We start from the raw sequence: 21,459 nt of genomic DNA, 5'->3' as shown, positions 1-21,459 counted from the left end.
CCCACCACCATCTGCTGATGGACGGCTGGTCGGGTCCGCTGCTGGGCCGGGACCTGTTCGCCCTCTACGCGTCCGCGGGCGACGCGTCGGTGCTGCCGCGCGTGCGTCCGTACCGCGACTACCTCGGCTGGCTCCACGCCCAGGACCGGTCCGCCGCCCGCACCGCTTGGCGCACCGCGTTGTCCGATGTGGACGGTCCGACGCTGCTCGTGCCGGAAGGAAGCCGTTCCGGCGTCGCGGTTCCGGACCGGATCGGCCACCGGCTGTCCACTGAGGACACCGAAGGGCTCACCGCGTTCGCCCGGCGGCGCGGCATCACTCTCAACACCCTGATGCAGGCCGCCTGGGGCCTGGTGCTGGGCCGGGCCACTGGCCGCGGCGATGTCGTCTTCGGCGTCACCGTGCACGGCAGGCCCGCCGATCTGCCCGGCGCGCACGAGATGGTCGGGCTGTTCATCAACACCGTCCCCGCGCGGATCACCGCGCGCCCGGCCGAGACCACGGCCGCGTTCCTCAGCCGGGTCCAGTCCGAGCAGGCGAACCTGCTGGAACACCAGCACCTCGGCCTCACCGAGATCCAGCAGCTCGCCGGCGGCCGCGACCTGTTCGACAGCCTCCTGGTGTTCGAAAGCTACCCCGTCGACCAGGACGAATTGGCCCGTACCCAGCGCGAGGCCGGGCTCGACGTCCGCTCCGTGACGACCGCTGACGCCGCCCATTACCCGGTCGGCCTCACGGTGATTCCCGGTCCACGCCTCGAAATCGGCCTGTCCCATCGCGCCGATCTGGTTTCGGCGGAGCGTGCGGATCACCTGCTGCGCAGCGTCGTCACCGCCTTGCTGGCCTTCGCCGACGACGCGGCACGGCCGGTCGGGCAGCTGCCGCTGCTGCCCGAAGACGTTGCCCGCACGGTAATCCGCGACTGGAACGACACCGCCCACCCCGGGCCGGTCACGACGCTGCAGGACCAGTTCGCGGACCGCGTGCGGCAGTCCCCGGACGCGCTCGCGGTGATCGCCGAAGACACCCGGTGGACCTTCGCGGAGCTGGACCGCCAGGCCGCCCGGTACGCCGGAATACTGGCTGCTCGCGGGATTCGCCCGGGCGACCGGGTCGCGGTCGCGGTTCCCCGGTCGCCGGAGCTGGTCGCGGCCCTGTTCGCGGTGCACCGGCTCGGCGCGGTGTTCCTCGCCGTCGAGCCCGGACTGCCCGAACAGCGGATCCGTCATCTCGTCGAGGATTCCGGGGCCGCGCTGGTCGTCACTCCCGAGCTGCTGGCGGAATCCGCGGATCCGGTCGCCGGGACCACCGCGGTCCCCGGCTCGCACCCGGCGTACGTGCTGTACACGTCGGGTTCGACCGGCCGTCCCAAGGGCGTGGTCGTCTCGCACGAGGCGATCGCGGCCAAGATGGCATGGTTCGCCGCGGCCGTGCAGCCGGGCGACGCGGACCGGATGCTTTTCAAAGCCCCGGTCTCGTTCGACGTGTTCCTCACCGAAATGTTCTGGCCGGTGTACTCGGGACGGCCCGTCGTGCTCGCCCGGCCCGACGGCCACGGCGACCCCGCTTATCTGGCCGGTCTCATCGTCCGCGAGGCCGTCACCGTCGTCAACTTCGTGCCGTCGATGCTCGGTGCGTTCCTCGCCGAACCGGCCGCGGCCGCGGCGACGTCGTTGCGGCTGGTGTCGGTCGGCGGCGAAGCGTTGCAGATCGGCCAGGTGCTGCGCACTCGCGAAATCCTGCCCGCCGCGACGCTGCTCAACCTCTACGGCCCGACCGAGACGGCCGTCGACCTCGTCGCGTGGGACACCTCCGCCGAGGACGGCAGCCGTCCGGTCCCGATCGGGCGGCCGGTCCGCGGCACCCGCGCCTGCGTCCTCGACGCCGCCCTGCGCCCGGTCGCGCCCGGCGAACCCGGCGAGCTGTACCTCGCCGGGCCGCAGCTGGCCATCGGTTACCTCGGCGCGCCCGGACTGACCGCGAGCCGGTTCGTCGCGAACCCCTTCGGCCCCGGCCGCCTGTACCGGACCGGCGACCTGGCCCGCTGGAACTCCGACGGCACCCTCAGCTATCTCGGCCGCACCGACCAGCAGGTCAAAATCCGCGGCGTGCGGGTGGAACCCGGCGAAATCGAGCACGCGCTGACCGCACTGCCCGACGTCCGCGACGCGGCGGTGGTGGTCCGGTCCGGCGAACTGGCCGCCTACCTCACCCCGGGAACGGCCGACCCCGCGTCCGTGCGCGCGGAGCTGGCCCGGGCCTTGCCGTCCTATCTCGTGCCCACGACAATCGTCGCGCTGGACGCCTTGCCGGCGACCGCGAACGGCAAGCTCGACATCGCCGCGCTGCCCGAACCCGGTCGCGGGCCGGGCGGGGTGCGCCGGGAGCCGAGGACCGCGGCCGAACAGCTGATCACCGAGCGGTTCGCCGCCGTGCTGGACCGGCCGCGCGTCTTCACCGACGAGGATTTCTTCGCCCTCGGCGGCCATTCCCTGCTGGCCATCAAGCTCGTCGCCGGGCTCAAGTCCGCGCTGCGCGTCGAATTGTCGCCGCGCACGGTGTTCGAGCACCCGACCCCGGCGGCGCTCGCCGCCGCACTGGCCGACGCCGACACCGCCCGGCCTCCGCTGCTCCCGGGGCCGCGGCCGGAGTTCCTGCCGCTGTCAGCCTCGCAGCGGCAACTGTGGTTCCTCCATCGCGTCGACGGCCCCAACGCCACCTACAACCTGCCGCTGGTCTGGCGCATCCGCGGCCCCCTCGACGCCGACGCGCTGCGAGCCGCGCTCGCCGATCTCACCGCACGCCACGAAATCCTGCGGACGGTCTACCCGGATCGCGACGGCGTTCCCTGCCAACGGATTCTCGACCCTGGCCCGGTGCCGTGCCCGGTCGCCGACGTCGCCGAAGCCGACCTCGCGGACCGGGTCGCCGAGCTGATCGCGCATCCGTTCGACCTGACCGCCGAGGCGCCGATCCGTCCCGCGCTGCTGCGCACCGGGGCGCACGACCACGTGCTGGTCCTGCTGCTGCACCACATCGCGGGCGACGAATGGTCGTCGCACCCGCTGCGCCGCGACCTGTTCGCCGCCTACCGGGCCCGGCTCGGCGGGACCGCTCCGCACTGGCTGCCGCTGCCGGTGCAGTACGCCGATTTCGCGTTGTGGCAGAAAGAAAACGAGCCTTCCGCCGAGTTCTGGCTCAAAGAGCTTGCCGGACTGCCGGAACTGCTGGAGCTGCCCGCCGACCTGCCGCGGCCCGCGGTGGCCGGGCAGCACGGCGGCGCGGCCGAGTTCGAGCTGCCCGCCGAGACGACCGCCCGCCTGCGGGAGCTGGCCGCCCAGACCGGCACCACCCAGTTCATGGTGGCGCAGGCCGCCGTCGCCGCGCTGCTGCACCTCAGCGGCGCGGGCGACGACATCCCGCTCGGCACCCAGGTCGCCGGGCGTTCCGACAGCGCGCTGGACGAGCTGGTCGGGTTCTTCACCAACACGATCGTGCTGCGCACCCGAGTCGAGGGCAGCCCGGCGTTCCGCACGCTGCTGGACCGCGTCCGCGCGACGGACCTGGCCGCCTTCGAGCACCAGGACCTGCCGTTCGACCGGCTCGTCGAACAGCTGCGCCCGCAGCGTTCCGCCGCGCACCATCCGCTGTTCCAGGTCGGCGTCGCCTATCAGCACGTGGACGCCGAGGCCGAAGAGCACGGCGAGCTGACCCTGACGCCGTACCGGTTCCCGTTCCCGGTGGCGAAATTCGACCTCGAGTTCGAGTTCGCCGACCTCGGCGACCGGGTGGCGGGCGCGGTCCTGCACCGCACCGACCTGTTCACCCCGGCCGCCGCGCGCCGCCTCGCCGACGGTCTCGTCCGGTTGCTCGGCGAAGCGGCCGCGGACCCGGACCGCCCGATCACGTCCCTCGACCTGCTGACCCCGGCCGACCGCGAGCGCCTGCTCGGCTTCGGCCGCGGCCCGGCGGTGCCCGGACACCGGTCGATCGCCGGACTGTTCGCCTCCGCCGTAACCCGTTTCCCGGACACGGAAGCGGTTTCCGGCCTGACCTATCGCGAACTGGACGCGCGCAGTTCCGAGCTGGCGACGCGACTCGACGCGCATGGTGCGCGTCGCGGCGAACGCGTGCTCGTCCAGCTGGCTCGCGGTGCAGAGGCCGTCACAGCGTTCCTCGCGGTGGCCAAAACCGGTGCCACCTACCTGCCACTGGCGTCCGGCGCCCCGGCCGCGCGCCGGGACGAGATCGTCGCCGATGCGCGCCCGGTCGCCGAGATCACCGCCGACGGCGTGCGGACGCTGGGCGAGTCCTGTCCCGCCGCGCCCGCCGCGTACCTGATCTACACCTCCGGTTCGACCGGCCGCCCCAAGGGCGTGCTGGTGCCGGACGCGGGGATCGAGAGCCTGGTCCACACCGCCGTGCACACCTACGGCGCCGGGCCGGGTGCGCGGGTCCTGCAGTTCACCTCGCCCGCGTTCGACGTCTACCTCGAAGAACTGGCGATGTCCGTGCTTTCCGGCGGCACGCTGTGCATCCCGGAGGAGAACGAACGGCTCGGCGCGGCGCTGGGCGAGTTCGCCCGGCGCCACGACCTCACGCACGTCGACCTCCCGCCCGCCGCGCTTGAAGCCCTCCCGGCCGGGTCGCTGCCGGCGTCGGCGACGATCGTGGCCGGCTCGGACGAGGTTCCCGCCGACCTGGTGGCCCGCTGGGCACCCGGGCGGAAGCTGTTCAATGCCTACGGCCCCACCGAAACCACCGTCAACGCCACGGTCTGGGCCTGCCCGGAACCGTTCGCCGGACGCGTCCGGATCGGGCGCGCCGACACCGCGCGCACGTTGTACGTGCTCGACGACTGGCTGCGGCCCGCGCACCAAGGCGAGCTGTACGTGGGCAGCGACGCGCTCGCGCTCGGCTACTGGAACGCACCGGCGGCGACGGCCGAACGGTTCGTGGCCAATCCCTTCGACCGCGGCCGGATGTACCGCACCGGCGACCGCGTCCGCTGGACCGAAGACGGCGACCTCGAATTCCTGGGCCGGGCCGACACCCAGCTCAAGATCCGCGGCTTCCGCATCGAACCGGCCGAAGTCGAAGCCGCCTTGACCGCCCTGCCGGAGGTCTCCATGGCCGCCGTCGTCGCCCGTGCCGGCGGCGGGCCGCGGCGGCTGGTCGGGTACGTCACCCCGGCCGGTCTGGACGGCGTCGAACTGCGCCGCAAGCTCGGCGCGACGCTGCCGGACTACCTGGTGCCGTCCGCGATCGTCGGGCTGAACAGCCTTCCGCTGAACGCCAGCGGGAAAATCGACCGGCGCACACTGTCCACAGCGGACTGGGCGGCCCCGCCGGAAACGGCAGGTCGCGCCGCGGAGACCGAAGCCGAGCGAGCTGTCGCGGCCGCGTTCGGCGACGTGCTCGGCCTGCGCGAGGTCGACGTCGACACCGGTTTCTTCGCGCTCGGCGGCGACAGTATCTCGTCGATCCAGGTCGTCTCGCGGCTGCGTTCGGCGGGCTGGCGGATCACCGCGCGCCAGGTGTTCGAGCACCAGACGATCGGCGAACTCGCCGCCGCGGCCACGCCGCTCGCCGACGAGACTCCGGCTGCCGCCGGCGGACCGACGCGCGCGCTGTCCCCGTTGCAGGAGGGCCTGCTCTACCTTGACCAGATCGAGCCCGGCGGCTACCTGGTGCAGCAGGTTTTCACCCTCTCCGGCGACCTCGACGCGGGACTGCTGCGCCGGTGCCTGCACGCGATGCTGGAGCGCTATCCGAACCTGCGGGCCGGATTCGCGTTCAGCGAGACCTCCCGGCCGGTCCAGTTCCTTCCCGCGCACTCCGAGCTGCCGTGGCGGGAGCTGGCGCTGAACGACGCGGAGTTCGCGAAGCTGCTCGAAGACGACCGGGCCACCGGCTTCGATCTCGCGAAGCCGCCGTTGATGCGCGCCGCCTGCGTGCGGTTCGCCGAGGGCACCCATCGGCTCGTGCTCACGCACCACCACATCTTGATGGACGGCTGGTCGGGTCCGCTGTTCGGACGCGAGCTGTTCCTGCTCTACGCGGCGGGCGGCGACCCGGCCGCGCTGCCCCCGGCAGCGGACTACGCCGGGTACCTCGACTGGCTCGCCCGCCAGGACCAGCAAGCCACCGAAGAAGCCTGGCGCACCGCGCTGTCCGATGTGGACGGACCGACCCTGGTCGGCGCGGCCGAAGGACCCGCCCGGGACCTCGCTGTCGACCTCCCGCCGCGGCTGTCCGAGCTGGCCCGGAAACACGGCACCACGCTCAACACCGTCGTCCAGGTCCTGTGGGCACTCACCCTCTCCGCCGAAACCGGCCGCGACGACGTCGTGTTCGGCACCACCGTGCACGGCAGGCCCGCCGACCTCGACGGCGCCGAACGCATGGTCGGGCTCTTCATCAACACGGTCCCGGTCCGCGTCCGGCTGCGGGCTGGGGAGCCCGTTGCCGCGTTGCTGGCGCGCGTGCAGGCGGAACAGGCGCGGCTGCTGGACCACCAGCACGCCGGACTGGCCGACATCCAGCGCGCGGCGGGCACCGGCGAACTGTTCGACACCCTCCTGGTCTTCGAGAGCTACCCGGTCGACGACGCCGCGCTCGCCGACGCCGAACGCCGCTCCGGCCTCACTGTCGCCGGGCTCGCCGAACGGGACGACACGCATTACCCGCTCACGTTGCTCGTCGCGCCGGGCGAAACCCCGGTGCTGACGCTGCGGCACCGCCGGGACGTGACCCGCCTCGCCGCGCGGCTGCGCGCGGTGGCCGAGTGGCTCGTCCGCGGCGGCGACATTCCCACCGGCTTCCTCAGCGAGGACGAGCACCAGGCCGTCGTGCGCACCTGGAACGACACCGCGCACGACGTCCCGCGCACGACACTGCCCGCCCTGTTCGCCGCGCAGGCCGAGCGCACTCCGGACGCCATTGCCGTGGTCGACGGCGCTCACGAGTGGACGTACGCGGAGTTCGCCGCACGGGTCCGCGAACTGGCCGGTGCCCTGCGGGCCGGTCCTGGCGACGTGGTGGCGGTGTCGCTGCCGAGGTCGGCCGAGCTGGTAGCGGTCCTGCACGCGGTGCAGGCGTGTGGTGCGGCCTATCTGCCGATCGACCCGGACCTGCCCGCCGAACGCGTCGATTTCCTGTTGGAGGACGCCAAACCCGCGCTGGTCGTCACGCCGGAATGGCTGTCCGAAGCGGACTCGGCACCGTTCGCTTCGGTGCGGGTCCGTCCGGAGGACACCGCGTACCTGCTGTACACCTCAGGTTCGACCGGACGGCCGAAGGGGGTCGCGGTCGCACACGCGGCGATCGTCAACCGTCTCTTGTGGATGGCCGAAGCATACGGATTCGGTCCCAGCACACGTACTTTGCAGAAGACCCCGGCGTCGTTCGACGTCTCGGTGTGGGAGCTGTTCCTCCCGCTGCTCACCGGCGGCACGCTGGTCGTCGCCGCGCCGGACGCGCACCGCGATCCGGCGCAGCTGGCCGCGATCATCCGGGAACAGCGCGTCGACACTGTCCACTTTGTCCCGTCGATGCTGGCGGCGTTCCTGCCCGAGGCAGCTGGGCTCGGGTTCCGCACGGTCATCTGCAGCGGGGAAGCTCTGCCCGCTGATCTGGCGTTGCGGGCCCGGGAAGTGCTCGGCGTCGCCGTGCGGAACCTCTACGGCCCGACCGAAGCCGCGGTCGACGTCACCGCCTGGGACACCGCCGCCGAAGACGGCACCCGGCCGGTCCCGATCGGCCGTCCGGTGTGGAACACGCAGACCTACGTGCTCGACACGGCGCTGCGGCCGGTCGCCCCTGGTGTGCCCGGGGAGCTGTACCTCGCCGGCGCGCAGCTCGGCGACGGCTATCGGGGCCGCCCCGGGCTCACCGCGACGCGTTTCGTCGCCAATCCCTTCGGCACCGGGCGCTTGTACCGCACCGGCGACCTCGCCCGCTGGAACCCGGACGGCACGCTCGCCTACCTGGGCCGCACCGACGATCAGGTGAAGCTGCGCGGCCAGCGGATCGAACTCGGCGAGATCGAGCACGCGCTCCGTGACCTCGACGGCGTGGAATCCGCCGCCGTCGCGGTGCACGACCCGGTAATCACCGGCTATGTCACCGGCCCGGTCGACGGTGAGGAAATCCGGGCCCGGCTGGCCGAGCGGCTGCCGTCGGCGATGGTGCCCACCGTGGTCCTGGTGCTCGACTCGTTGCCGCTGACGCCCAGCGGAAAACTGGACCGCAAGGCGCTTCCGGCCCCTGATCTGTCCATTCAGGACAGCGGCGACGTTCCGGCGAGTCCGGTCGAGGCCGCCATCGCGACCGAGTTCGCCGCAGTGCTGGGCCTCGGCGCCGTGGGCGCGTCCGCGGACTTCTTCCGCCTCGGCGGCGACAGCATTTCGTCGCTGCAGCTGATCGCGCGCTTGCGCCGGGTCGGTTACCGGCTCAGCCCTCGCGAGATCTTCGAGCATCGCACCCCGGCGGCTTTGGCCGCGTTCGCCCGCCGCGACAGCGAAACGGTCAAGACCGGCACTCGCACCGGCGTCGTCCCGCTGCTGCCGGTCATGGCGTCCCTGCGCGACCTCGGCGGCGACACCCGCCGGTTCAGCCAGTCCATGCTGCTGACCACTCCGCCGGACCTCACCGAGGCTCAGCTCGCCGGGAAACTGGACGCGATCCTGACCGCGCACGACGCCCTGCGCGCCCAGCTCGAACCCGGCTGGGTCTACCGGATCCGGCCCGAGGGAAGCGTCACCGCGGCCGACGTCCTTCGGCGCGGCACCGGTGCCGTCCGGGAGGAGTTCGAGACCGCGCTCGGCGAGCTGGATCCCGAGGCCGGGGTCATGCTGCGCGCGGTGTGGTTCGACCGCGGCCTGCTGCTGCTCGTCGCGCACCACCTCGTCGTGGACGGCGTCTCCTGGCGCATCCTGATGGACGACTTCGCCGAGGCCCGGATCGCGCCCGAGGAAACGTCGTTCCACGACTGGGCGCACGCGGTCCGCGACCTCGAACGGACGGCCGGCTGGACCGATGTCCTCGCCGGGACCGGTTCGCTGGGCACGGAAATCCCGGGGGCGCACGCCCGGGAAACGGTCGAGGAACACGCCGTCGAGATTCCGGCCGACCTCACCGGAAAGCTCCTGACCGGCGTCCCCGCCGCCGCGCACGCCGGGGTCCAGGACGTCCTGCTCACCGCTCTGGCGCTCGCGGTGTCCCGCTGGCGGGCGGCGCGCGGCCTGCCCGACGACGGCGGCCTGGTCCTCGACCTCGAAGGCCACGGCCGCGACGAGCACCTGGTGCCCGGTACCGACCTGTCCCGCACGGTCGGCTGGTTCACCACGGTCTACCCGGCCCGGATCGGCGGGGCCGGCGGCGATGCCGTCGCCTGGCTGAAAACCGTCAAGGAACAGCTGCGCGCCCTGCCCGAACCGCTCACCTTCCCCGGCCCGGCCGAAGGCCGCACGGTGCTGTTCAACTACCTCGGCCGCCTCGACGGCCCGGCCGCGACCGGATACTGGCGTCCGGCGCCGGAATCGGCACAGCTGGAGAGCAGCGCTGACCAGGCCACCCCGGTCAGCCACCCGCTGGAGATCAACGCCGTCGCGGTGCGCCACGACGACGGCCTGCGGCTGCACTGCGACCTCGCCTACGTCCGCGACGTGTTCACCGCCGAGGACATCCGCGAACTCGGCGACGGCTGGCGCGCGGCGCTGGCCGAACTCGCCGACGCGGCCGGTGAACCGTTCCGCACGCCGTCGGACTTCCCGCTGGTCTCCCTAGGACAGTCCGATGTGGACGAACTGGCCGCCGCGGCGGACATCCTGCCGCTTTCGCCGCTGCAGGAAGGGATCGCGTTCCAGGCTTCGTTCGACAGCGAGGACGTCTACTCGGTCTGCCATTCCTTCGAGCTGACCGGGCCGCTGGACGCGGAGCGGATGCGCGCGGCCGGGCAGGCGCTGCTCGACCGGCATGCCAATCTCCGCGCCGCGTTCCGGCAGCTGCGCTCAGGCGTCACCGTGCAGGTGGTCCCGGCGCACGCGGAACTGCCGTGGGAACTCGTCGAAGACGAGACTGAGTTCGCCACCCGGCGCTTCGACCTGGCGGAGGCTCCGGCAGTCCGCCTCGGCCTGCGGCGGCTCGGCGAAGACCGGCACCGGCTGCTGCTGGCGCATCACCACGTCCTGGCCGACGGCTGGTCCGGCCCACTGCTCGCCGAGGAGCTGTTCACGCTCTACGCGGGCCGTGAGCTGCCTCCGGTCCGGCCGTACGCCGAGTACCTGAAATGGCTGGCAGCGCGCGACGAAGCCGCCGCCGAGCAGGCGTGGCGCACTGCGCTGGCCGACCTGGACGGCCCGACGCTGCTGCTGCCCGGAGCCGACGCGCGCGAGACCGTAAGGCCCGAGCGGGCGAGCACTGCCCTCGGTGCCGGGCGGTCGGCGAAGGTGACCGCGGTGGCCCGCGATCTCGGCGTCACGGTCAGCACCCTGCTCAACACCGCCTGGGCGCTGGTCCTCGGCCAGCTCACCGGGCGCACGGACGTCGTCTTCGGGGTCACCGTGCACGGCCGCCCCGCCGACCTGCCGGGTGCGGAGCGGATGATCGGCCTGTTCATCAACACCGTCCCGGTGCGGGTCCGGACGCTCGCCGCGGAGCCGTTCGCCGCGCTGGTGCGGCGGGTGGACGAGGAACAGATCCGGCTGCTGGACCACCAGCACGCCGGACTGGCCGAGATCCAGCGCTGGGCGGGCACTGGCGAACTGTTCGACACCCTGGTCGTGTTCGAGAGCTATCCGGTGGACGACGACCGGCTCGCCGGAGCCGAGAAATCGGCCGGGCTGACCGTCGAGGCCGTCGCGGGAACGGACGCCACCCACTACCCGCTGGCCCTGGTCGTAGAGCCGGGGGAGGAGGTCGTCCTCGGCCTGGACCACCGGCCCGGCACGGTCGACGCCGACGCCGTCCTGGCGCGGCTCACCGGCGTCCTCGACGCGATCACCGCTGATCCGGCGGTGCTCGTCGGCCGGATTCCCCTTGCCGCCGAAGAAGAACCGCAAGGCGCGGAGGTCGCCCTGGAACCGGCGACCCTGCCGGAGCTGTTCGCCGCGCAGGTCGCCGCCACCCCGGACGCGGTGGCCGTCGCCGCGGCCGGGCGATCGCTGACCTACGCGGAGTTCGAGGATCTGGTCGCCCGGATCGCGGCGAGCCTCGACGCCGGTCCCGGCGACCTCGTCGGGGTGAGCCTGCCCCGGTCGATCGAGCTGGTCGCGGTGCTGCACGCGGTCCACCGGCGAGGTGCGGCGTACGTGCCGATCGACCCCGGCTACCCGCCCGCGCGCCGCGAGTTCCTCGCTGCGGACTCGGCCCCGGCGTTGCTGATCACGGCGCTGCCCGAGCTGGGCGCCGAGCGGCGACCGCTGGTGCGGGTCCCCGACACCGCGCCCGCGTACGTGATCTACACGTCCGGCTCGACCGGCCGCCCCAAGGGAGTGGTGGTGGACCACCGAGCCGTCGTCAACCGGCTGCGGTGGATGGCCGACGAGTACGGGTTCGGCGCGGACACCAGAACCCTGCAGAAGACGCCGATCTCCTTCGACGTCTCGGTGTGGGAACTGTTCCTGCCGCTGCTCACCGGCGGCACGCTGGTCGTCGCGCCGCCGGACGCGCATCAGGACCCGGCGCAGCTGGCCGCGGTGATCCGGGAGGAACGCGTCGACACCGTCCACTTCGTCCCGTCGATGCTGCGGCCGTTCCTGGCCGAACCGTCGGCGGCGGGCCTGCCGCTGCGCCGGATCTTCTGCTCCGGCGAGGCGCTGCCGGGCGACCTGGTGCTCGCTGCCCGGGAGCTGCTGCCCGAAGCGAGCGTGCACAACCTGTACGGCCCGACTGAGGCCGCGGTGGACGTCACCGCCTGGGACACCGCGGGCGAGGACGGCAGCGGGCCGGTGCCGCTCGGGCATCCGGTGTGGAACACCGGCACCCACGTCCTCGACGCGGCGCTGCGACCGGTGCCGCGCGGCTGTGTCGGCGAGCTGTACCTCTCCGGCGTCCAGCTGGCCCACGGTTACCTGCGACGGCCCGGCCTCACCGCGACCCGGTTCGTCGCCGGGCCGGACGGCGCGAGGCTGTACCGGACCGGAGATCTCGCCCGGCGGCGGGCCGACGGCGTTCTCGAATACCTCGGCCGCGGCGACGACCAGGTGAAGATCCGCGGCGTGCGGATCGAACCCGGCGAGGTGGCGGCGGCGCTCTCGGCACTGCCCGGGATCACCGGGGCCGAGGTCGCGGTCCGAGACACCGGGCTCGTCGGCTACCTCACCGGTACGTCGCGCTCCGGAGCCGAGCTTCGCGCCGAATTGCGCGAGAGCCTGCCGGAACAGCTGGTGCCCTCGGCGTTCGTGTGGCTCGACGCGTTCCCGGTGACCCCCAACGGGAAACTGGACCGCGCCGCGCTGCCGGAACCCGACCGCCAGGCCGAAACCGGCTCCGCCGCACCGCGGACCGGGACCGAGCGCGTGCTCGCGGCGGCCGTGGCGGAAGTGCTGGGACTGGATCGCGTAGGAGTGTTCGACGATTTCTTCGCGCTCGGCGGGGACAGCATCCGGTCGCTGCACCTGGTCGGCCGGGTGCGGCCGGAGGGGCTGAAGATCACCCCGCGGCAGGTGTTCGAGCTGCGCACCGCCGCCGCGCTGGCGGAGGCCGCCGAATCTGTCGACCTCGCGGCGGAGGCGCTGCTGTCCGCCGCGGAACCGTTGATCGAACTGGACGAGGACGAGTTCGCCGAGTTCTCGGGTGATTGGAGCGTTTCGTGAGTGCCGCCCGCGGTGTCCAGGACGTGCTGCCGCTGTCCCCGTTGCAGGAGGGTCTGCTCTTCCTGTCCACTTGGGACAGTACGGCCACCGATGTCTACACCATCCAGCAGGTGTTCGACCTGCGCGGGGCGCTCGACCCCGAACGGATGCGCGCGGCGGCGGCCGTCGTGCTGGAACGGCATCCGAACCTGCGCGCGGCCTTCCGGCCCCGCAAGAACGGCGAGACCGTCCAGCTGATCCCGGAAGCGGTCCCGGTGCCGTGGCAGGCCGGGGACGTCGCCGAGGCCGACGTCCCCGCGCTGCTGGACGCCGACCGGGCGCGCCGGTTCGACCTGGCGAAGCCGCCGCTGATCCGGTTCCGGCTGCTGCGGCTGGCCCCTGAGCACCACAAACTGGTGATCACCGCACACCACCTGCTGCTCGACGGCTGGTCCGGTCCGCTGCTGGGGGAGGAGCTGTTCACCGCCTACGGCCGCGAAGACCTGCCGCCCGCGCCGAAATACCGGGACTACCTGACCTGGCTCGGCAGGCAAGACCGCGAAGCTGCCCGCACGGCTTGGCGCGAATCGCTGGCCGGGCTCGCCGATCCGACGCTGCTGGCCCCTGGAGCCACTCCTGCCGCGGAATTCCCGCACGAGCACGAAATCCGGCTGTCCACAACGGACACCGAACGGCTCACGGCGTGGGCCCGCGAACAGCGCGTGACGCTCAACACCGTCCTGCAAGCGGCGTGGGCGGTCGTGCTCGGCAAGCTCACCGGCCGCCGGGACGTCGTCTTCGGCGCCACCGTCTCCGGCAGGCCCGCCGAACTGCCCGGCGTCGACCGGATGATCGGCCTGTTCATCAACACGCTCCCGGTCCGCGTCCGGCTCGATCCGGCGGAGACGCTCGCCGGCCTCGTCGCCCGGGTGCAGTCGGAGCAGGCCGCGCTGCTGGACCACCAGTACCTCGGGCTTGCCGAAATCCAGCGCGAAGCCGGGTACAGCGAACTGTTCGACACACTCACCGTGTTCCAGAGCGCCCCTGCGGACGCCGAAGCACTTCGCGCCGCCGACGAAGCTTCCGGGCTCGCGGTGCGAGCCGAGGAAACCCGAAGCGTCACGCACTATCCCTTGACCGCGGTCGCGTTGCCCGGCGACGAGTTCGCCGTCGCGTTGGTGTACCGGGAAGATCTCGTCGACGCGACGCTGGTCCGGCGGGCGGCCGCTCTGCTGCGGGAACTGCTCACGGCGGCACCCGAGCGGAGGATCGGATCGGTCGAGCTGACCACCGCCGAGGAGCGGGAACTGGTGCTGCGCAAGTTCAACTCCGCGACGCTGCCGCGCGCGGGCGAGTCGCTGGTGGAGCTGTTCGTCCAGCAGGTGCAGGCGAGACCGGACGCGATCGCCGTCGAGGACGGCGGAGTCGCGGTCAGCTACGGCGAACTGCACGAGCGGGCTGCCCGGCTCGCCGGGGTCCTGATCGAACGCGGCGCCGGGCCGGAGCAGATCGTCGGGGTGGCGATCAACCGGGGCCTCGGGTTCCTGACCGCGATGCTGGGCGTCCAGCTGGCCCGGGCGGCGTACCTGCCGCTGGATCCGGAGTATCCGGCCGACCGGATCGCCTACATGCTCTCTGACGCGCGCCCGGCCATGATCGTCGCCGATCCATCCACTGTGGACACTATGGGCGCGCACGGCGTCCCGCTCGTCGTGCTGGACAGCAACCTGCCCGAACCGCCCGCGGATCTCCCGCTGCCGCATCCGGACAGTGCCGCGTACCTGATCTACACCTCGGGATCGACCGGGCGGCCCAAGGGCGTGCTGGTGCCGCACCGCGGGGTGCCGGACCTGGTGGCGATGTTCGCCGATTCGGTCCGCAGCGGCCCGGGCAGCCGGGTGCTCGGGTTCGCCTCGCCGAGCTTCGACGTCTCGCTCGCCGAACTGTCCACGCAATTGCTGGTCGGCGCGACCGCGGTGGTCGTCCCGGAAGAGAGCCGCCTGGGCGAACCCCTCGCGGAGTTCGTGGCCGCACAAGGTCTTACCCACATGTTCGTGCCGCCCTCGGCGCTGGGCGCCCTCGCCGGGGCCGAGCTGCCCGAAGGCGTCACGCTGATCGCGGGCACCGACGCGCTCACCGCGGAACTGGTCGCCCGCTGGAGCCCCGGCCGCCGGATGTTCAACGCCTACGGCCCCACCGAATGCACGGTCAACTCCACGCTCTGGCGGTGCGAGGCCGGACAGCGCGTGGTGATCGGCCCGCCCGACCCGAACAAACAGGCTTACGTCCTCGACGCCGATCTGCGGCCGGTGCCGCCGGGGACGGCCGGCGAGCTGTACGTCGCCGGAGGACTGGCCCGCGGCTACTTCGGCCTGCCCGGCCTGACCTCCACGCGGTTCGTGGCCTGCCCGTTCGGGGCTCCCGGCGAACGGATGTACCGCACCGGCGACCTCGTCCGCTGGACCGCGGACGGCGAACTCGACTTCCTCGGCCGCGTCGATCACCAGGTGAAGATCCGGGGTTTCCGCGTCGAACTCGGCGAAGTCGAGACGGCGCTGTGCGACCGGCCCGGCGTCGTCGAAGCGGTCGCTGTCATCCGGGAGGACCAGCCCGGCGTCCGCCGCATGATCGCCTACGTGACGGCCGAGCCCGGTGCCGAGCCGGTGCCCGGCGACCTGCGTGCCGCGCTGGCGGCCCGGATGCCGGACTACTCGGTGCCGTCCGCGATCGTGGTGCTCGACCGGCTGCCGCTGACGGTGAACGCGAAGGTCGACCGCGGCGCACTGGCTTCCGCGGACGGGTTCGCGCCGGACCTGAGCGGGCTGACCGGCGATGCCGTCCCGAGCACGCCCGAGGAAAAAACGCTGGCCGACGCGTTCGCCGCGGTGCTGGGCCTTCCGTCGATCTCCGTGACGGACGACTTCTTCGGCTTCGGCGGGGACAGCATCCTGTCGCTGCAAGTGGTGAGCCGGGCGCGGCAGGCCGGGCTGCGGATCACCCCGCGGCAGGTCTTCGAGGCCAGGACGGTGGCGGCGCTCGCCGAACTGGCCGAGCCGGTGACCGCGGCCGGTCCGGCCGACGTGTCCGAAGCCGGAGTCGTCGCGCAGATCCCGATGATCGCGGCCCTGCTCGAACGCGGCGGCGTGCCCCGGCGGTTCAGCCAGTCCGCCGTCGTGCGGACCCCGCGCGGGCTGACCGAGCCGGAGCTGAACCGCGTGCTGCAAGCGGTGCTGGACCGGCACGGCGCGCTGCGGGCCGCCCTCGGCACCACGCTGCGCATCCCGCCGCCAGGCGCGGCGATCACCGTCCGGCGGGTGCCAGGCGAGCCGGACCAGGAGGTGCTGCACCGCGAAGCGACGGCCGCCGAAGCCGCTCTGGACCCCGCAGCCGGGGCCATGGTCCGGGCAGTGTGGTTCGACCACGAAGGCGCGCCCGGCCGGTTGCTGCTGGTGATCCACCACGCGGTGATCGACGGCGTGTCCTGGCGGATCCTGTTCGACGACCTCGCCACTGCCGCTTCCGGTAGCGAGCTGCCTCCGGTGCCGGTGTCGTTCCGCGCGTGGGCGGCGAGTCTGGGGCCGCGCATCGAGAAGCTGCGGGCGGATCTGCCGTACTGGCGCGAAGTTCTGGGGACCACCACTGCGGTGACCGGAACCGTCGGCGATGTCCGAGAGGTCCGCGTGACGCTGCCGCGCGACATCACCGACACGCTGCTTTCCGGCGTCCCGAAGTCGTTCCGGGCAGGCATCCAAGACGCCTTGCTGAGCACTCTCGCCACCGCCGTGACGCGCGTGCGGGGCACGGATTCGGTGCTGATCGAAACCGAAGGGCACGGCCGCGACGAAGACCTCGACCTCTCGCGCACGGTCGGCTGGCTCACCACGGTGGCTCCGCTGCGGATCACCGCCGACCCCGATCCCGTGCGCCAGCTCAAACAGGCCAAGGACGCCCGGCTGCGGCTTCCCGCCGGGTACGCACTGCTGCGGTACCTCACCGGAGACCTGAACGGGCATCCCGAGGTGCTGTTCAACTACCTCGGCCGCTTCGACGTCGAGGCGCCTGGCGAGGAAGCCGACTGGCACCCGGAAGGCGGGCTGGGCGGCGACCTCGACCCCGCCACTCCGGCGTCGCACGCCCTGGAGGTCAACTGCTCGGTGACGCCCGCCGGACTCGAAGCGAGCTTGGCCTGCCTGCCCGGCACCGTGGATGCCGAGGCCATCGGCACCGCGTGGATGGCCGCCGCCGCGGAACTGGCCGAGCGGCTGACCTCAGACGGCGTCGGCGGAGTCTCCGCGGCGGATTTCCCGTTGCTGGACCTGACTCTCGAAGACGTCGAGGAGATCGGCGACGCGGCCGACGTCTGGCCGCTCTCGCCGTTGCAGGAAGGAATGCTCTTCCTCGCGTCGTTCGACGAGGACAGCCTCGACGTCTATGTCACCCAGCAGATGCTGGACCTGTGCGACGCGGATCCGGCGAGGCTGCGCACCGCTGCCGCGCGCCTGCTGGAACGGCACCCGAACCTCGGCGCGGGCTTCCGCTACCTCGCCTCCGGCCGGGCCGTGCAGGTCGTTCCGCGCTCGGCGGGCCTCGACTGGCGAGAACTCGCCGGGGCCGACGCGGAGGCCGTCGCCGCCGAGGAACGGCTGCGGCCCTTCGCCCTGGCCGAGCCGCCGCTCATCCGGTTCACGCTCTTCGACACCGGCGACGGCGGGCACCGGCTCCTGATCACCAGCCACCACATCGTCCTCGACGGCTGGTCCGCGCCGCTGCTCGGCCAGGAACTGCTGGAGCTGTACCGCACCGGCGAGCCGCCGAAGGCCCGCCCGTACCGCGACTACCTGGACTGGCTCGGCCGCCAGGACCGCGAAACCGCCCGCACGGCGTGGCGGAACGCCCTGTCCGGACTCGACGGGACGAGCCTGCTCGCCCCGCCCGGCATCGGACGCGGCCAAAGCCTGCCGGACAAGCTCACCGCCGGCCTGACCGAGGACCAGACGACCCGGCTCGCCGCGTGGGCGCGGCAGAACGGCGTCACGCTCAACACCGTTGTGCAGACGGTGTGGTCGCTGCTGCTGGGCGGGCTGACCGGCCGCCGGGACGTCGTGTTCGGAGCGACCGTCTCCGGCCGTCCCGCCGACCTGCCCGGCGCCGACCGGATGATCGGGCTGTTCATCAACACCTTGCCGGTCCGTGTCCGCACCGCGGCGGCCGAAACGCTCGGCGCGCTGCTCGCGCGCGTGCAGGGGGAGCAGGCCGCGCTGCTGGACCACCAGTACCTCAGCCTCGCCGAAATCCAGCGCCAGGCCGGGTCCGGCGAGCTGTTCGACACGCTGCTGATCTTCCAGAGCTACCCGGTGGACGCCGAAGCGCTCGCCGAGAGCGAGCGGCAGGCGGGCGTCCAGGTCACCGGCGTCCAAGGCGAGGACGCCACGCACTATCCGCTCACCATCGTCGCCGCGCCCGGCCCGCGGCTCGAACTGATTCTCGAATACCGCACCGACGTCTTCGCCGCCGAACGGATCGCGGAACTGGGACAGTCCCTTGTGGACTTGCTGGCCGGAGTCCCCGAACAGCGGGACACGCCGGTCGGCCGGCTCGAAGTGCTTTCGCGGCGGCAGCGGAACCTGGTGCTGCATCAGTGGAACGAGACCGCTTTGCCGGTGCCGGAGTCCACTGTGGTCGATCTGTTCGACGAACAGGTCCGCCGCGGTCCGGACGCGGTCGCGCTCGCCTGCGAAGACCGGACGCTGACCTACGGCGAACTGGACGCCCGCGCCAACCGCCTCGCCCGTGCGCTCATCGCGCGGGGAGCCGGACCGGAGGAGATCGTCGCGATCGGCCTGCGCCGGACGGAACGGTTCTTCGTCGCGCTGCTGGCGGTCCTCAAATCCGGAGCCGCGTACCTGCCGATCGACCCCGCCCAGCCGGAAGACCGGACGGCGGACCTCCTCGCCGACGCGAAACCGCTGCTGGTGCTCGCCGACGACTGGCCCGACGACACGGCGTTCGCGGCGGACCCGGTCACCGACGCCGACCGCCGCGCCCCGCTGCGGCCGCAGCATCCCGTCCACCTGATCTACACGTCCGGGTCCACCGGGAAGCCGAAGGGGGTGCTCGTCCCGCACCACGGCATCGTCAACCTGGCGCACAGCCACGACCGAGACGTTTTCGGGCCCGCCCGGGAACGAACCGGGCGGGAGCGGCTGCGGATCGGGCACAACTGGTCGTTCGCCTTCGACGCCTCCTGGCAGCCCTCGCTAGGCCTGCTGCGTGGGCACGAACTGCACGTCGTCACCGACGATGTCCGGGTCGACGCCGAAGCGCTGGCCCGGTTCCTGATCGAGCGTCGGATCGATTTCGTCGAGGTCACCCCGTCGCATTTCGTCCAGCTGGCGGCAGCGGGCCTCTTGCGGGACGGACAGTGCCCGCTCGCCGTGGTCGGAGTCGGCGGGGAAGCGGTGCCGCCGGGACTGTGGACCGAACTGCGCAGCCTGCCGGGAACCGAGGCGTACAACTTCTACGGCCCCACAGAGTGCACAGTGGACACTGTCATCGCGCGGCTGCGGGACACCGAAGGCCCGGTGATCGGCCGCGCGGTCGCCAACACCCGCCTCCGGGTGCTGGACGACGCGCTGCGGCCGGTCGCGCCCGGTGTCGTCGGCGAGCTGTACCTGAGCGGCTCCCAACTGGCTCGCGGCTACCTCGGCGCGCCCGGGCTCACCGCGACCCGGTTCGTCGCCGACCCGTTCGAGAACGGCCGGATGTACCGCACCGGCGACCTCGTGCGCTGGACCGAGGACGGCCGGCTCGAATTCCGCGGCCGCGCCGACGACCAGGTCAAGGTCCGCGGCCACCGCGTCGAACCGGGCGAGGTCGAGGCGAAGCTCTCCGCGCACCCGGCGGTCTCGGACGCGGTCGTGGTCGTCCGCGACGACCGGCTGATCGGCTACGCCGTCGCTGACGAGTCCACAGTGGACGGAGCCGCGCTGCGGACCGCGCTGGCCGAGTCGCTGCCGGACTTCCTCGTCCCCTCGGCGGTCGTGCTGCTCGAAGCGCTCCCGGTCACCCCGAACGGCAAGGTCGACCGCGTCGCGCTGGCGACCGCGGACTGGGCCGCGCCCGACCTGTCCTCGCTCAGCGGCGGAACCGCGCCGCGCACCCCGCGCGAGCACGCGCTGGCCGGGATCGTCGCCGAAGTCCTCGGCTTGCCGTCGGTGGGCGTCGAGGACGATTTCTTCGCACTGGGCGGCGACAGCATCCTGTCCATGCAGGTCGTCGGCCGGGCTCGCGCGGCCGGCCTGCGGATCACTCCGCGCACCGTCTTCGAACGCCGCAGCGTGGCCGCGCTAGCCGAAGTCGCGACCGAACTCGACGGCGCGCAGCGGACGGCGGTCCCGGCGACGGGCAGCTTCCCGGCGACGCCGATCATGCTCGCCCAGCGCGAGCGCGGCGGCCCGATCGGCAGGCTCAGCCAGTATTCGGTGCTGCGCGTCCCGGCCGGAGCCGGCCTCGACCGGCTCGCCGAGGTGCTGACCGCCCTGCAGGACCGGCACGCGATCCTGCGCGCCCGGCTCGGCGAAGACTGGACCGTGCACGTCGGCACCGCGAACAAGCCGGTGCTGCGCCGTGTCGACCTCGGCGACCGCCCGGACGACGACCTGTTCACCACGGAGTTCCCGGAGTTCGAGCGCACCGTCCGCGAGCTGAATCCGTTCACCGGCGACGTCGTGCGCGCGGTGTGGTTCGACGCGGGCGACCGGCCGGGCCGCCTGTTGCTGATGATCCACCACCTGGTGGTCGACGCGGTGTCGTGGCGCGCGCTGTCGGAAGACCTCGCCGCCCTCGGCCGCGGGCTCGACCTGCCGCCGGTGGAGGTGCCGTTCCGCGAGTGGGCGCTGCGGCTGTCCGAACTGGACCGGAGCGGGGAACTGCCGTACTGGCAGGGGATCTCGGGCACTGTGCCGGTGGCCGCCCGGCCGCTCGGACCTGGCGACACGATCTCGCGAGGCCGCAACGACGTCGTGCACGTGTCCGCCGAGAGGACGAGGGCACTGCTCGGGCCGGTGCCCGCGGCGCTCGGCTGCGGGGTACAGGACCTCCTGCTGGCAGCGCTGGCTTCGGCGGTCGCCGAACACCAGGGCGGCGACGCGCTGCTGGTCGACCTCGAAAGCCACGGCCGCGCGGAAAAGCTGCTCGGCGACGCCGATCTGTCCCGCACGGTGGGGTGGTTCACGTCGCTGTACCCGGTGCGCGTCGCGCTGGACAAGGATCTGGCCGCCGCTGCCCGCCGGTTGTCCGGCGAGCAGAAAGCTGTGCCCGACAACGGAATCGGGTACGGGGTGTTGCGCTACGGCGCGGGGGAGAAGCTTCCCAGTGCCGAGGTGCTGTTCAACTACATCGGCCAGAACGACACCGGCCAGGCGCGGGACGAGGACTGGCTCGTCGCGCCCGGGAAGAACGTCATCGGCGGCGACGTCGACCCGGAAGCCCGGGCCACGCACGCGTTGTCGATCAACGCGTCGGTCGAACGAGGGGTGCTGACCGCGCACTGGTCGTACCTGCCGGAGGTGGTCCCGGCCGGGCTGGTGGCCAGGATCACGCGGTCCTGGACGGCCAATCTTGACCGGTTGGTGACCTCTTCCCGGCGGAAAGATGATTAGGA

At 72.5% G+C, this 21,459-nt stretch carries 2 protein-coding genes; both read left to right on the top strand.

Annotation, left to right across the window (positions count from 1 at the left end; genetic code table 11):
- The first annotated feature begins 17 nt into the window (after positions 1-17).
- A complete protein-coding gene (locus A4R44_RS41650) occupies positions 18-12,818 on the top strand; it encodes a non-ribosomal peptide synthetase (RefSeq protein ID WP_067594099.1) in 12,801 nt (4,266 codons plus the stop codon).
- Entirely contained in the window at positions 12,815-21,457 is an 8,643-nt protein-coding gene (locus A4R44_RS41645) for a non-ribosomal peptide synthetase (RefSeq protein ID WP_067594096.1), read from the top strand. Before A4R44_RS41650 ends, A4R44_RS41645 begins: the two co-directional genes overlap by 4 nt.
- The last annotated feature ends 2 nt before the right edge of the window (positions 21,458-21,459 follow it).

It is taken from the genome of Amycolatopsis sp. M39, assembly GCF_001651785.1.
GTDB classification, from domain to species: domain Bacteria; phylum Actinomycetota; class Actinomycetes; order Mycobacteriales; family Pseudonocardiaceae; genus Amycolatopsis; species Amycolatopsis rubida.
The sequence above is the reverse complement of the archived record's forward strand: the minus strand, read 5'-3'. Positions and strand labels throughout refer to the sequence as shown.